The following is a 12,937-nucleotide window of genomic DNA, read 5'->3' as shown; positions in this document are numbered from 1 at the left end:
TGGCCGCCACTGCGACTTCCGAACAAGATAGGCAACCAACCAGTTGGTGGGTATGCACACGATGTCAGAGCCGGGCTCGCGTTCCTGACACGCTGTCAACAGCGCGCAGTCAGGCGCCTGCCTGCGCCTGGAGCGCCAGCGGGCCGGACAGGACGGACGGCAGCGAGGCGTCGCCGGCCGCCGACTCGACGACCATGATCGCCGCGTAGAGCGACGTCGTCGTCTCCGGATCGTCCAGGTCCACGCCCAGCAGTCTCTGGATCCGCGCCAGGCGCTCGTACAGCGTCGGACGCGAGATCCCGAGCTCCTGGGCGGCGAGCGACTTGTTGCTGCGTACCCGCAGGTAGACCGCGAGGGTGCGCACCCAGTCACCCCCGTCGAGTGCGTCGCGCAGCTGCAGCGGCCCGAGCGTCCGCTCGACGAAGGCCTGGAGCCGGGCGTCGTGCCGAAGGGTGTAGAGGAGTCCTCGGAGCCGGATGTCGTCGATCGAGTAGAGGGGCCTGCGGTCCCCTGCCGGCCGGGTGGCGCGAGCCGCGGAGGCCACGTCGCTCGCCTCCGCGAACGACCTCGCCACCTCCGCGAGGTCGGAGACCATGGTCCCGCGTCCCAGCGTGGGCGCCGCGATCCCGGCGTCCTCGCACACCTGTGCGACGTGCGCGGCGAAGACGTCGGCCGGTCCCGCCTCGGCGCGCTTGAGCAGGAGGAGCACTCCCCAGCGTTCGGGCGTCAGGCGTCCGACCAGCGCGTCGACCTGCGCGTCGTCGAGCGCACGCGAGAGCACCGGACCGAGATCACGCTCCTGGTCGGGGGCCACGATGATCGGAAGGTAGTGACGATGACGTGTCGGGTGCCCGAGCGCGGCGGTCCGCGCGTGGATCGACTCTGCGCGCCCGCAGCGTCCGGAGACCAGGTCCGCGAGGACGGTCCGCTGCGCGTTGGCGACCACGACGTCGTCGTCCTCGAGGAGGAGCCGCATCGCCAGCGCCGACGCGGCGCGCTCGAGGACGATGACCTGTGCCGGATCAGGGGCTCCGGCGGTGAACAGCACCAGCCGGCCCCGCTGCTGACCACGCGCCTCCACCGGCACGACGACACAGCGGTCCGTCTCGTCGACCCGCGTCCCGAAGGACTGGGTCAACGTGAACGCCTTGCGGCTCCACCGCCGGAGCAGGTCGTCGGCGACGCCGTCCGTCGTGTGGACCGCCAGGACCTGGTACATGAGGTTGGAGAAGACGATCTGCCCCTCGGCGAGCTCTCCCGCGGCGGTGACGAGCTGGTCCACGGAAGCGTCAGCAGCCCCCAGCTCGGTGAAGCGCTGGTGCGCCATCGCCGTCGTCTGCAGCAGTCGCCGCTGGCCCATCAGGATGATCGAGTGCGCCGCCTCCGTCATCTTGACGAACGGCACCTCGCGACGCAGCGCGATCAGCGGGAGACCCCGGCGCCGACAGGCGCGGACCATCTCGGGAGGCACCGACGAGAAGCGGCGCCCCAGCTCGATGACGAGGCCCGCCACCCCCTCGTCCGCGAGGGCGTCGACGTAGCGCACGCCCTCGTCCGGCGAGTCGGCGAGGCCGACTCCGGTCGCGAGGATCAGCTCCCCGCCCTGCAGGAGACCGTGGGTGTCGACCAGCTCCGTCACGTGGAGCCAGCGGATCCTCCGGTGGAGGTGCTCCTCGCCCGCGACGACCACCGGTTCCCCGTCGAGAGTGATCCCCATCGCGAGGAAGTCGGCGATCGTGAACGTGCTGATCGAGCCGTGGACGGCGTCGGAGCTCCGCGCGGTCGACTCGACGAGACGCATCCGTCGCTCACGGTCCGCGCTGCGGTGGGATCGCTCCGGCACGTCGGGGTCCTCTCGGGTCGCTGGGAGACCGCGTGCACTCGCGCACAGGCCGTAGGTAGTGACTCGAATCACAGCCAGTATTGCCAGATCAGCAGGCTTTGGGGAAGCCCCTGCGGAACGAACGTTTGATCTCGCAGGGTCGCGGTGGCGCCTGACGTGGCGGACTCAGGACCGCCATACTTGGGACATGACGTCGCTCTCCCGCAGGGAACTCGCCTCGAGCGCCCGCCCCGGCAGCGCCAGGTCGGACGAGATCCTGACGACGGCGGCCCGGCTCTTCCAGGAGTCCGGCTACGCGACCACCACGATCCACGACATCGCCGACGCGGTGGGCGTCCTGCCGGGCAGCCTCTACCACCACTTCGCGTCGAAGGAAGACATCGCGATCGGCCTGCTCTCGCGCTTCGGCCGCGACCTGAACGAGGTCGGGCTCCTCGCTGCCCGCCGCGTGCGCACCCACGGCGGAAGCCCGGAGGAGCTCGTCGCCGAGCTCACCTCGGACGTCGTGGCCCTGAGCTTCCGCAGCGCCGCTGCCATCCGACTGCGGGCGTACGAAGCACCGCCGAGCGTCGCCTCCGAGCGCCTCGCCGCCGCGATGCAGCTCGGGTCGCCCGCACTCGCGCGCGCCTGGCGGGACGCCATCGCGAGGCTCGCCCCGAAGCCCACTCACCCCACAGTCGACCGCGGTCTCCTCGGCTTCACCTTGGGACGCCTCGCCTTCTACGCCTCGACCTACTACCCGGTCGACACGCCACCGCGCGAGCTCGCGTCCCACCTGTGCGACGTCGTCCTCCACGGCGTCGCCACCACGTCCCCCACCGACGAGGAGCTGGAGGCGTCGGCGGCGTATGCCACAGCGACGGAGATCGTCGCGGGATGGAAGCGCGAGGGGTCGAGCGACCCGTCCGACGTCAAGGAGACGGTCGTCGCAGCCGCGCGGGCGGAGTTCGCGCGTCGCGGCTACGCGGCGACCACGATCCGTGACGTCGCGCACGGGGCGGGCGTGGGGATGGCGACGCTCTACCGCAGGTTCGACTCCAAGGAGGCGCTGCTGCGCGAGATCCTCGACGCGTACGCCGGTCGGCTCGACCACGCGTTCGACGCCGTCATGCGGGCCGGCTCCGGCGAGTCCGAGACGTTGAGCGCGCTCGCGCGCGTGTTCGTCCGCGCGAGCCGGGAGTACCGCGAGGAGTCGCTGATCGTGAATCTCGGCTGGACCGGTCGCGAGACGCCCACGAGCCCCTTCCACGACTACTACCTGGCGACCCAGAACCGCCTCCAAGCCCTCGAGGAGCTGACCGCGAGGGGAATCACGAGCGGAGCCTGGAGGCCGGTCGCCGATCCTCACGAGCTCGGCTTCCACTTCCGCTCCGTGATGTGGACGCCCTACCACGAGCACGCACGCAGCAGCGAAGCCCGCGCGTACGCGTTCGTCCGGCAGAGCCTGATCCGTGGTGCGGTCGACAGCGACTGACGGTCAGCCCGCCACGCCGATGCGGACCTCGCAGTTCAGCGCCGCCTCGAGAGCGGTGTGGAGCCGGCTCTCCGGGACACGTCGCAGGTCCAGCGCGTCGAGGGTGACAGCGACGATCTCGTCCTCGTCGTCGAGGATGCGCTCGACCTTCGCGGAGATCCCGAACGCCTCGAGGACACCCCGAGCATCATCGTCGGTCCCGCGACTCACGTAGGTGACGACACCGGGTGATGCCGTCGTCCCGAACGCGCGCGCACACTCCTGCACGTAGGACTCCGCGTCGGCCGGCTCGAAGCCTTCGACGACGAGCTCGACCTCGCGTCGCGACGACGGCAGGCTCCGCGCCGGTGTCGCGACGACCTCGCGGCCGCTCGCCCGGAGGCGCTCGACCCCGTTCTCCCACTCCGTCGCCGAGAGGCAACCTTCGGCGTCCACGACGACGCGCATCACGGCAGTCCGCATGAGAGCACCGTAGCGACTGAAGCTGCGGTAGCCAACCAGTCGGTTGATCTGGGCCGTGCCGCCCGCCGCGCCGCTCAGGCGTCGCCGGAGCCCTCCGGTCCAGCATCGGGGATCAGGATCGTCGCGAGGCTGACACGACGACCGCCCTCACGGGAGACACGGAAGGGCGCGAGCAGCTCGTCGAGACTCTCCTGCAGCACGGCCAGGTCGTCACCGGTGACGTAGAGAGGAGCGACGCCGAAGCCGAGGAAGTCCCGCACGCTCGCGTCGCCGCCGCGGACGGCGCGGTCGAAGCTCGCGCTCACGTCGCCGAGGAAGGCGAGGAACGCGTCCCTGAGCTGCGCGTCGCTCATCGCGCGCAGCTCGACCTGGTCCACGTGCGCGAGCCGATCGCCGAGAGCCAGCGTGCGCTCGACGGCCCCCCGCACCCGACGCTCACCCACGACGGCGACGATGCCCGCGTCGACCAAGGTCGCGACGTGGCGATAGAGCGTGGCCTGCGAGACGTCGGACAGCGCCTCCCGCAGCTGCGCGGTCGTCAGCTCGCGCCCGCCGAGCTCCTGGACGATGCGCAGCCTGACCGGATGCATCACCACGTCGGCGAGCGGCAGCTCCGTCACAGCGCCTCCATTGTTATCAGCGTGATAATGTTCTCAGAACAAGTCTACTGTGAGAGGAACGTTGATGACGCGGATCCACGTCGACGACACCGGAATCCACCTGCAGTTCCCGGGGTGGGAGCGCCTGATGGCAGGGCGCTCGACCTTCACTGCTCCGCACGAAGCGGTTCTCGCTGCCACCGCGGAGCCCGGGTGGACCCGCGAGGTGCTCGGACTCCGCTCCGGCCTGGCCGTCTCGGGCTACCTCAAGCTAGGCACGTTCCGGCACCCCTCCGGGACCCGGCGGCTGGTCGCGATGCGCCGTGGGCTGCCCCTCCTCCGCGTCGCGCTCGACCGCAGCGCGAGCGGCTTCGACGAGGTCCTCGTGAGCACCCCCGATGCCGCGGCGCTCGCCCGCACGATCGAGGCCGGGGCGCGGCGTACGGTCTGAGCCGGCGTGCGCCGCGACGTCACTCCTAACCCTGCGGGCCCGCGTCGACGGCGGGCTGCTCGGCGTCACTCCGCGGCCTCCCGGGGATGAGCACTCCAGCGAGGACGGCGGCTGCGGCGGCGACAGCGGCCGCCACCAGGTAACCGCGCTCGAAGCCGACCGCGTCGCCGGCGATCAGGCTCGTCGCCACCACCCCGGAGACGACCGCCGCGCCGAGGGACGAACCCAGCTCGTGGCTGGTGCTCAGGACGCCCGACGCGATCCCGGCCTCCTCGGGTGCGACGTTCCCCAGCGCAGTCGCCGCCGCGACGACGAACATCGTGCCGAGGCCCGCCGCGCCGATGCTCACGGCGATGACGCTCGCCTCCGTGGTGAGGCTGAGGGCAGGGATCGCCAGGCCGACGGCCGCCGTCAGCAGTCCGGCGACGCCGAGAACCCGGGGGCTCACGGATCCGAGCAGCCGTCCACCGCCCTGCGCACCCGCCATCGTGGCCAGGGCGACCGGGAGGAACATCAGGCCGGTCGCCAGCGGACCGTGGCCCTGGACCTCCTGAAGGAAGAAGGTGCCGAGGAAGAACACCGCCACCATCAACCCGGTGGTCACGAACAGCACGAAGGTGCCGGCCACCACCGGCCGCCGGGACACCAGTGCCGGGTCGACGAGCGGCTCGCGCCCCAGCCGCCGGCGGTGCCGGAGCCAGGCCCCGAAGCCGACGTACGCCGCGATGCCGCCGGCGAGCAGACCGAGCGTCCCCGCGCTGGACCAGCCGCGGTCGCCGGCGCCGATGAAGGCGTACGTCACCGTCAGGGTCACGGCGGTGACCAACAACGCGCCGACCACGTCCAAGTGCCCGCCCGCGGCCCAGGGCGGCATGGGCGGGAGGAGCTGGGCGAGACCGATCAGAAGGATCGCACCGATGGGGACGTTGACCAGGAACACCCACTCCCACCCCAGCCCGGCGGTGAGGACACCGCCGAGCAGCACACCGGCGGCCGCACCGACGCCGCCGAGCGAGGACCAGATGCCGAGCGCCTTGTTGCGCTCCTCTCCGTCGAAGAGCCGGACCACGACCGACAGCGCCGCCGGCGACAGCATCGCTGCCCCGATGCCCTGCGCCACCCGCCCGGCGACCACCATCCCTCCAGAGGAGGCGAGCGGGATCAGCAGCGAGGCGAGCGTGAACAGCCCGAGCCCGGCGAACACCAGCGGGCGGGGACCCAGCACGTCGGCCGCCCGCCCGGCGAGCAGCAGCAGTCCGCCGAAGGTGAGCGTGTAGGCGCTCATCACCCACGTGAGCGCCTGTCGGTCCATGCCGAGGTCCGCGCCCAGATCGGGCATCGCCACGGCGACGACCGTGATGTCGAGGATCAGCATGAACTGCGCGACGGCGAGCAGCCCGAGCGCCTGCCACCGGCGCGAGGGAGCTGTCGCGCCGGTCTGCTGAGAGTCCGGCTGCGTCATCGGATCCTCCTGGTCACGTCGTCTCCTTTGGGGTCGGGACGTGGAGTGGCTGAACCGATGGAGCCACGCGCCGCAGCGGAAGTCGCCCGGTTCCGCGCGACGTGTCCTGAAAGGCGAGACATATGGCGGAAAACCCGGGGGCGCACGAGCTCCCCGCCCTCACCGCCGGTCGCAGGGGCCACAGCCACTGCGATGACTTCCGCCACTGCCGGCCGTCTGCACCTTCGCACCCGACGAACCGGACCGAGGGAGATCACCGTGACCGCTACCTACACCTTCGACATCCTCGGCACCGTCGACGGCTACGCCTCGTACGGGGAGGACGGTGACTGGGGCGGCTACTGGGGGAAGCACGGCCCGGAGTTCCTCGACCGCCGGCTCGCCCTGTACAGCCAGGAGCAACGGTTGGTGCTGGGGGCCAACACCTTCCGGCAGTTCTTCGAGGTGCTCGGCCCGGGCTCGAAGGACGCCTTCGAGCTGGACCCGGTGAATTCCCGGATGAAGCACATGCCGACGACGGTGGTGTCGACGACCCTGGAGGAACCTCTCGACTGGCCGGACGTGACCGTCGTCCGCGGTGATGCGGTCGACGTCGTGGCCCGGCTCAAGGACGAGTCCGACGTGCCGCTTCGCTCGCACGGCAGCCTGTCGCTGAACAGGGCGCTGATGGCGGCCGGACTGGTCGACCGTGTCCAGGTGACGGTCTTCCCGGTCATCTCCGGGCGGACGGGAGCGGAGCCGATCTTCGAGGGTGCTGAGGACTTCGACCTCGAGCTGATCGAGAGCCGCCTCCTCGACGGCGCCACCCAGGAGCTGACCTACCGCCCGAGCCTGCACACGCACCAGGCCTGAACGACATCTCCATGCCACCAGGTCCGTCTGCGTGGGCCTCTCGGCACTCAGCCGTCGACGTCCGCCGTACGCGCCACGAGGTCCGCGAGCAGCGCCGGCATCCCCTCCCGCTCGCACAGGTCGCGTTGGCGCGCGTACTCGGGCGGGTCGGCGAGGATCGCCTGCACGGCCTCGAGCGGTCCGTCCAGACCGTCGGCCGCGAGCTGTTTGCGCGCGTCGTCGAGGACGTTCGCCGCGAGCTCGCGCACAGATCGCCTCGCCTTGTCCACGTCGATGACCGTCGCCTCGAGCCCGTGGCGGCACGCTCGGAGGTCGTTGGCGAGGACGACCTCGTCCGGAAGGTCGTCATTGTCAGGTGCCTCGACCGCGTGGCGGGCCAGCCCCTGCACCAGCGCGGTGAGCCCGGCGGCGCGTTCGAGGGACGACTGGGCATCCATGACCCGCACCTCGATCGTCCCCAGACGCGGCTGAGGCCGAAGCTCCCAGCACACGTAGCTGTAGTCGGGCACCTCGTGCGCCCACAGGGAGGTCTCGATCGCCTCCTCGTACTCCTCCCAGCCGGCGAGCGCGGGAGGCATGGTCGTGCGTGGGTAGGACCGAAGGATGGCCGGGCGTACGCAGGCGAGGCCGGAGTCGCGCGCGTGCCAGTACGGCGATCCCGCCGCGAGCGCGCGGAAGACGGACAGGCGGTTGCGAAGTCCGCGATAGACCCGCAGCGCGCTGGCATGATCCGGCACACCGACGTGAACCTGGAAGGCCGCTGTCGGCGTGCGCAGCAGGCCTGCGAACTCCTCGCCGAGCCGGTCGTACCGAGGAGACGCCGCGAGGTCTGCGGTTCTGAGCTCGGCGCTCGGGTGGACGCCCACAGCCATCGAACGGACACCCTCGGCGGTCAGCGACCGGCGCAGGCTTCGCAGGGCCTCGTGCACTCCTCCGGCATCGGAGCACACGGGCGTCTCGAGCTCGACCTCGTCGACGAAGATCTCGCCCTTGACGGTGCCGGTCGGAGCGCGTGCGCTCAAGGCGGCGACCAGCGGAGCCGCAGCCGTTCCGAGCAGCCGGGCGCGCGGGTCGACCAGGAACAGCTCGTCCTCGGCGCCCACGGTGAACTCGCCTCCGGGGCGCCACTCGAGGTCGGGCGTGCTGCGACGGGAACCACGAGCCACGAAGGCCTCCAGAGAAGTGCGTGCTGGGTTGCTCTGAAGTACCCCGCAGGAGGTTGGGCAATGCCTGCGAGCGGTGAACGAGCCGGGCTCAGGCGGTCGGTGGAGCGCGGCGGCGCATCGACGGTCCGCCCAAGACGCCCGACATTCTGCCCGAAGGTCGCCCTAGCCTGGGACCCGTGACAACGACGCGCGCGTCGTACACCGACGCCGAGACCCGGATGACGCGAGCGCGCGCGCAGCGGCTGGGCGTCAACCGCAGCCGCGACCCCGTCGAGGTGGTGCGGGACCTCGTGGGCGTGCAGGCCCAGGACATGCCCTCCGCACGCCTCGCGCTGCGACCCCGAACCATCGGCGTCACCGCGGCGGACGTCCGCAAGTGCCACGACGAGGACCGCACCCTCGTGCGCATCTGGGCGATGCGCGGGACGCTGCACATGGTCGCCGCCGAAGACGTCGGCTGGCTGGTCGGACTGCTCGGTCCGGTCTTCGCCGCCGCCGATCAGCGACGACGCGACCAGCTCGGGCTCGACGACGATCTCCTCGACAAGGCGATGCCGGCAGTACGCGGCATCCTGGGTCGGCACGGTCCGCTCACCCGGGCCGACCTGGTCGAACGGCTGGACGCCCACCGCGTCAGGCTCGACCTCAAGACCCAGGGCCCTGCGCACCTGGTCGGCTACGCCGCGATGACCGGGCTCGTGTGCCGCGGACCGGATGTCGAGAAGGGCGAGCCGACCTACGTGCTCGTCGAGGACTGGATCGGCAAGCAGCGCACGCTCGAGGGTGACGGTGCGCTGGCCGAGCTCACGCGCCGGTACGTCGCCTCGCGCGGTCCGGTGACTCCTGACGACTTCAAGCGCTGGACCGGGCTGCCGGCCCGGCAGGCCCGGCACGGGTTCGCGCTCGTCGCAGAGCAGCTGACCGAGGTCGAAACCGTCAGCGGCACGGCGTTCGTCCTCAAGGGCACCACCCGGCGCCGACCGCGCAGGGAGCCGGCGGTCGAGCTCGTGGGCATGTTCGACGAGTACCTGCTCGGCTACGCCAACCGCGACCTGGTGCTCGACCCTCGCTTCGCCAAGCGGATCCAGACCGGAGGCTTCGTCAAACCCGCAGTCCTCCTCGACGGGCGCGTCGTCGGGACGTGGAGCCAGAAACGCACCGCAGGCAAGGTCACCATCACGGTGGAGCCCTTCGAGGACCTCACCGAGGTCGGGCCACGGCTCGCAGGCGTCGTACGCGATGTCGGACGCTTCCTCGAGACGAACAGCGAGCTCCGCATGGGCGAGCCGCAGTGAGCGCGGGTCCGGCGGTCGGCCCCTCGTCGGCGGGCCGACCGCCGTCGCGCGTCAGGCGCGAATGAACTCGAGGATGTCGGCGTTGATGATGGCGGCGTGGGTCGTGGGCATGCCGTGCGGGAAGCCCGGGTAGGTCTTCAGCGTGCCGTCGGGGAGGATCTTCGCCGAGAGCTCGGCGGAGTCGGCGATGGGCACGACCTGGTCGTCCTCGCCGTGCAGGACGAGCGTGGGCACGGTCACGGCCTTCAGGTCAGCGGTGAAGTCGGTCTGGGAGAAGGCGACGACCCCGTCGTAGTGGGCCTTCGCGCCACCCTGCATCCCCTGACGCCACCAGTTGGCGATGATCCCCTCCTTGGGCTCGGCGCCAGGACGGTTGTAGCCGTAGAAGGGGCCCTCGGCGAACTCGCGGAAGAAGTCCGACCGTCGGGTGGCGACCTCGTGCTGGACGCCGTCGAAGAACTCCTTCGGCAGGCCGCCGGGATTGTTCTCGGTCTTGACCATGATCGGCGGGACGGCGCTGACGAGGACGGCCTTGCTGGCCCGGTCCTGGCCGTGGCGGGCGAGGTAGTGGACCACTTCACCGCCGCCGGTGGAGTGGCCGACGTGGATGGCGTCGCGGAGGTCGAGGTGCTGCACGACGGCCGCGAGGTCGTCGGCGTAGTGGTCCATGTCGTGGCCCGTCGCGACCTGCTCCGACCGGCCGTGCCCGCGGCGGTCGTGAGCGACGACGCGGAAGCCTTGGTCGAGGAAGAACATCATCTGGGTATCCCAGTCGTCGGACGACAGGGGCCAGCCGTGGCTGAAGACGATCGGCTGACCGCTTCCCCAGTCCTTGTAGAAGATCTCGACACCATCGGTGGTGGTCAACGTAGGCATGGTTCTCCTGGGAGGGCTCGAAGTGGGGTCGGACGCCACGCCCGTCAGGCGTGACCCTTTCGATTCTCGCGAGAATCGCGCCACCCGCATCCGCACGTCGTACGCCAGGAATCCCCCGGTGTGCCCCGCCGCCGGCGACCGACAACACCCCGTACGGCCGCCTAACTGTCTGGTGGCGGGACGGTGCAGACGACGAGCACGGTCCACTCGTCTGTCGGGGCAGTCGAGCTCGGACGGATCCGGGAGCGGGACGTCGCGAAACGGATCGTCCGACGGGAGCTCGTGGCGGAGATTCCCGACGGTCATTCCGTGGGAGCCTCAGGCAGCATGCGCGTCGTGACGACATGTTGCGCGATCGCGTGCAGGCGAGTGTTCGAATCCTGGGAGTAGCGCTTCAGGATCGCGAACGCAGTGACCTCGTCGACACCGAGACGTTCCATGAGGATGCCCTCAGCCCGTCCGATGACCGTGCGGGTCTCCAACGCCGTGTTCAGCGACTCGATCGTGTGTGCCGACGCGAGGGCCGCCGCAGCGTGGGTGCTGTAAGTCAGCAGGAGTGCGCCGTCGGTGCTGTCGAACTGGTGCGACCGCAACCCGTACAGGTTGAGCCCGCCGATACGCCTGCCGTCGGCCTGCAGGTCGGCACTCAACATGCTGTTCACGCCGCGGTCCCGGGCCGCCGGGCCCCACCTCGGCCAGCGGACGTCCTGGCCGAGGTCCTCGGCCAGCACGAGGTGCCCCTCCGTCGCAGCATCAACGCACGGGCCTTCGCGCAGTTCGTACTGCAGCGCGTCCAGCTCGTCGACCACCGGGTCTGTCCCACCCTCCGTCTCGAGCCGGCCTCGCGCGCGGATCAGCGTCACACCCGCGTGGTCTGCGCCGAACAACAGCTTGGCCGCCTCGGTCACCTTGGCGATCGCCGGCGTTACTCCGCGGATGGCTGCCAGCTCGCCGACCACAGAAGCAATGATCTCGTCGTGCTCGGCCATGCTTTCCTCTTCTCGACGACCGGCGGGTCAGTTCGCCTCCAGGGCCAGTACCCCGTCGCCTCGTGGATGATCGCTCGACCGGCGAAGGGCCCTAGAATCCGTGAGATGGGGCGAGGCACTCAGTCGGAGGGAAGATGAAACCCCTCGGCGAGCTCGAGTCGGCCGTCATGGGTGTGGTGTGGGCGATCGATGAGCCCGCTACCATCCGGCAGGTCCTGGACGGGCTGGCACCGCGGGCGCTGGCGCACACCACCGTGATCACGATCGCCGAACGCCTGCGCGTCAAGGGCATGCTCACCCGAGAGCGGGACGGACGCTCCTACCGGTACACCGCCACGATGACGACGGACGAGTACGCCGGTCGCCTGATGAACCAGGTGCTTCACAGCTCCTCGGACCGAGCGGGTGCCCTGCTCAGCTTTGCGGGCCAGCTGGACGCCGAGGCCGTGGCAGAGCTTCGCGAGGCCCTGGCACGAGCAGAGGGAGCGGCGTCCCGCGAGGAGCCGCTTTGATCGCCGTCCTGGGCCTGCTCGCTTTCGCGCTCCTGCTCAACACGATCGGCACGCGGTGGGTCGTCGGCGCTGCCTGGGCACGCCGCTGTCCCGCGGCGGCACTGACGGTGTGGCACGGACTGGCCGTCGGTACAGCCGTCTCGGCTGCTGCGGCGCTGCTTCTGCTCGCGCACGACATCAGCGAGCACGCCCTCATCTGGGCGCTGGCAGCCGACGAAGCCGCCTTCCACAGCCTCTACGCGTACGACCTCGCGCTGCCCCTCTGGTGGAACGTGGCAGCGGTCCCGGTCGCCGCAGCGTTGGTGTGGGCCGCCGCGGTCCTGATGCGTCATCTCCTCGAGATCCGTCGGACTCGGATGTCCCACGACCGGCTCCTCCAGATGGGTCAGGCTCGCAACCTTGCGCCGGATGTCCAAGTCCTCTCCCACTCGACACCCGCCATCTACTGCCTGGCCCGTTCACGATCCGGGCCCGTCGTCGTCACCTCCGCTGCCCTGGATGCCCTGTCGCCGGCAAGCCTGAACGCGGCGATCAGCCACGAACGCGCTCACCTCGCACTCCGCCACCATCGTTCGGTGGGGCTCTCGAAGGTCGTCGGATCCACGCTCGGACCGATCGGCCTTCTCCGCGACTATCCCCCACAGGTGCGGCTGCTGTGCGAGCTGGCGGCGGACGCCGCCGCCTCACGCGAGGTCGGACCGCGTGTCGTGGCAGCCGCCATCCTCGACATCGCTACAGCCCGTTTCGATCAGACGGCTCTTCCCGCAGCCACGTTGTCTGCGGACGGATCTGACGTGGAAGTACGAGTGCGAGAGCTGCTGCACGCCTCCCAGGGCCGCGCAGGCGCACGCTCCCGATGGCTCGCCCGCGTCGCCGCAACAGTCGCGATCGGCTTCCCGCTGGTCGCGGCCGTCGGACCGGCTCTCACCCTTGCCGGCACCGCTGGCTGAGGCGCA

Annotated in this window: 13 protein-coding genes; 6 read left to right on the top strand and 7 right to left on the bottom strand. The window is 70.6% G+C overall.

The features are described from left to right. Positions 1 to 109: 109 nt before the first annotated feature. Positions 110 to 1,843: a PucR family transcriptional regulator gene (locus tag ACQSSQ_RS02215; protein ID WP_431325397.1), complete on the bottom strand. Its 1,734-nt coding sequence runs from the start codon at positions 1,841 to 1,843 to the stop codon at positions 110 to 112. A 187-nt stretch (positions 1,844 to 2,030) separates the two neighbouring features. On the opposite strand from ACQSSQ_RS02215, the gene ACQSSQ_RS02210 reads away from it, so the two are divergent. Continuing rightward, entirely contained in the window at positions 2,031 to 3,317 is a 1,287-nt protein-coding gene (locus ACQSSQ_RS02210; RefSeq protein ID WP_431325396.1) for a TetR family transcriptional regulator, read from the top strand. Between the two features lie 3 nt (positions 3,318 to 3,320). On the opposite strand, the gene ACQSSQ_RS02205 is transcribed toward ACQSSQ_RS02210, so the two are convergent. Together ACQSSQ_RS02205 and ACQSSQ_RS02200 are read right to left on the bottom strand one after the other, a co-directional pair. Continuing rightward, entirely contained in the window at positions 3,321 to 3,779 is a 459-nt protein-coding gene (locus tag ACQSSQ_RS02205) for a hypothetical protein (RefSeq protein WP_431325395.1), read from the bottom strand. A gap of 74 nt (positions 3,780 to 3,853) precedes the next feature. Beyond that, on the bottom strand, positions 3,854 to 4,399 hold the full coding sequence (locus ACQSSQ_RS02200; RefSeq protein ID WP_431325394.1) for a helix-turn-helix domain-containing protein: 546 nt from the start codon (positions 4,397 to 4,399) through the stop codon (positions 3,854 to 3,856). A 64-nt stretch (positions 4,400 to 4,463) separates the two neighbouring features. On the opposite strand from ACQSSQ_RS02200, the gene ACQSSQ_RS02195 reads away from it, so the two are divergent. After that, positions 4,464 to 4,829 (top strand): hypothetical protein, encoded by a 366-nt coding sequence (locus tag ACQSSQ_RS02195; RefSeq protein ID WP_431325393.1) that lies wholly within the window; start codon positions 4,464 to 4,466, stop codon positions 4,827 to 4,829. Positions 4,830 to 4,854: 25 nt separating this feature from the next. Here ACQSSQ_RS02195 and ACQSSQ_RS02190 read toward each other — a convergent pair whose 3' ends face one another. Next, positions 4,855 to 6,291 (bottom strand): MFS transporter, encoded by a 1,437-nt coding sequence (locus ACQSSQ_RS02190; RefSeq protein WP_431325392.1) that lies wholly within the window; start codon positions 6,289 to 6,291, stop codon positions 4,855 to 4,857. Between the two features lie 258 nt (positions 6,292 to 6,549). Here ACQSSQ_RS02190 and ACQSSQ_RS02185 point away from each other — a divergent pair, with 258 nt between their 5' ends. After that, a complete protein-coding gene (locus ACQSSQ_RS02185; RefSeq protein ID WP_431325391.1) occupies positions 6,550 to 7,143 on the top strand; it encodes a dihydrofolate reductase family protein in 594 nt (197 codons plus the stop codon). Between the two features lie 47 nt (positions 7,144 to 7,190). On the opposite strand, the gene ACQSSQ_RS02180 is transcribed toward ACQSSQ_RS02185, so the two are convergent. After that, on the bottom strand, positions 7,191 to 8,309 hold the full coding sequence (locus ACQSSQ_RS02180; protein ID WP_431325390.1) for a carboxylate-amine ligase: 1,119 nt from the start codon (positions 8,307 to 8,309) through the stop codon (positions 7,191 to 7,193). Between the two features lie 176 nt (positions 8,310 to 8,485). On the opposite strand from ACQSSQ_RS02180, the gene ACQSSQ_RS02175 reads away from it, so the two are divergent. Continuing rightward, positions 8,486 to 9,604: a winged helix DNA-binding domain-containing protein gene (locus ACQSSQ_RS02175; protein ID WP_431325389.1), complete on the top strand. Its 1,119-nt coding sequence runs from the start codon at positions 8,486 to 8,488 to the stop codon at positions 9,602 to 9,604. 51 nt (positions 9,605 to 9,655) lie between these two features. Here the strand turns inward: ACQSSQ_RS02175 and ACQSSQ_RS02170 are convergent, their stop codons facing one another. Both ACQSSQ_RS02170 and ACQSSQ_RS02165 read right to left on the bottom strand, forming a co-directional pair. Then, complete coding sequence (locus tag ACQSSQ_RS02170; RefSeq protein WP_431325388.1) at positions 9,656 to 10,480, bottom strand: alpha/beta fold hydrolase; 825 nt, start codon at positions 10,478 to 10,480, stop codon at positions 9,656 to 9,658. A 302-nt stretch (positions 10,481 to 10,782) separates the two neighbouring features. Next, the gene (locus tag ACQSSQ_RS02165) at positions 10,783 to 11,469 is read right to left on the bottom strand and encodes a GAF and ANTAR domain-containing protein (RefSeq protein WP_431325387.1); all 687 of its coding nucleotides are present in this window, start codon (positions 11,467 to 11,469) and stop codon (positions 10,783 to 10,785) included. 134 nt (positions 11,470 to 11,603) lie between these two features. Here ACQSSQ_RS02165 and ACQSSQ_RS02160 point away from each other — a divergent pair, with 134 nt between their 5' ends. Continuing rightward, complete coding sequence (locus ACQSSQ_RS02160; protein WP_431325386.1) at positions 11,604 to 11,981, top strand: BlaI/MecI/CopY family transcriptional regulator; 378 nt, start codon at positions 11,604 to 11,606, stop codon at positions 11,979 to 11,981. Next, on the top strand, positions 11,978 to 12,931 hold the full coding sequence (locus tag ACQSSQ_RS02155; protein ID WP_431325385.1) for a M56 family metallopeptidase: 954 nt from the start codon (positions 11,978 to 11,980) through the stop codon (positions 12,929 to 12,931). Before ACQSSQ_RS02160 ends, ACQSSQ_RS02155 begins: the two co-directional genes overlap by 4 nt. The last annotated feature ends 6 nt before the right edge of the window (positions 12,932 to 12,937 follow it).

It is taken from the genome of Mumia spirodelae (assembly GCF_050632745.1).
Classification (GTDB): Bacteria; Actinomycetota; Actinomycetes; order Propionibacteriales; family Nocardioidaceae; genus Mumia.
Note: the sequence above shows the minus strand (reverse complement) of the source record. Positions and strands in the feature narration are given on the sequence as shown.

Excerpts from the sequence above, each read along its gene's own strand:
- ACQSSQ_RS02210 (WP_431325396.1), top strand. The coding sequence starts at position 2,031 with ATGACGTCGCTCTCCCGCAGGGAACTCGCCTCGAGCGCCCGCCCCGGC.
- ACQSSQ_RS02205 (WP_431325395.1), bottom strand. The coding sequence starts at position 3,779 with ATGCGGACTGCCGTGATGCGCGTCGTCGTGGACGCCGAAGGTTGCCTC.
- ACQSSQ_RS02195 (WP_431325393.1), top strand. The coding sequence starts at position 4,464 with ATGACGCGGATCCACGTCGACGACACCGGAATCCACCTGCAGTTCCCG.
- ACQSSQ_RS02190 (WP_431325392.1), bottom strand. The coding sequence starts at position 6,291 with ATGACGCAGCCGGACTCTCAGCAGACCGGCGCGACAGCTCCCTCGCGC.
- ACQSSQ_RS02170 (WP_431325388.1), bottom strand. The coding sequence starts at position 10,480 with ATGCCTACGTTGACCACCACCGATGGTGTCGAGATCTTCTACAAGGAC.
- ACQSSQ_RS02165 (WP_431325387.1), bottom strand. The coding sequence starts at position 11,469 with ATGGCCGAGCACGACGAGATCATTGCTTCTGTGGTCGGCGAGCTGGCA.
- ACQSSQ_RS02160 (WP_431325386.1), top strand. The coding sequence starts at position 11,604 with ATGAAACCCCTCGGCGAGCTCGAGTCGGCCGTCATGGGTGTGGTGTGG.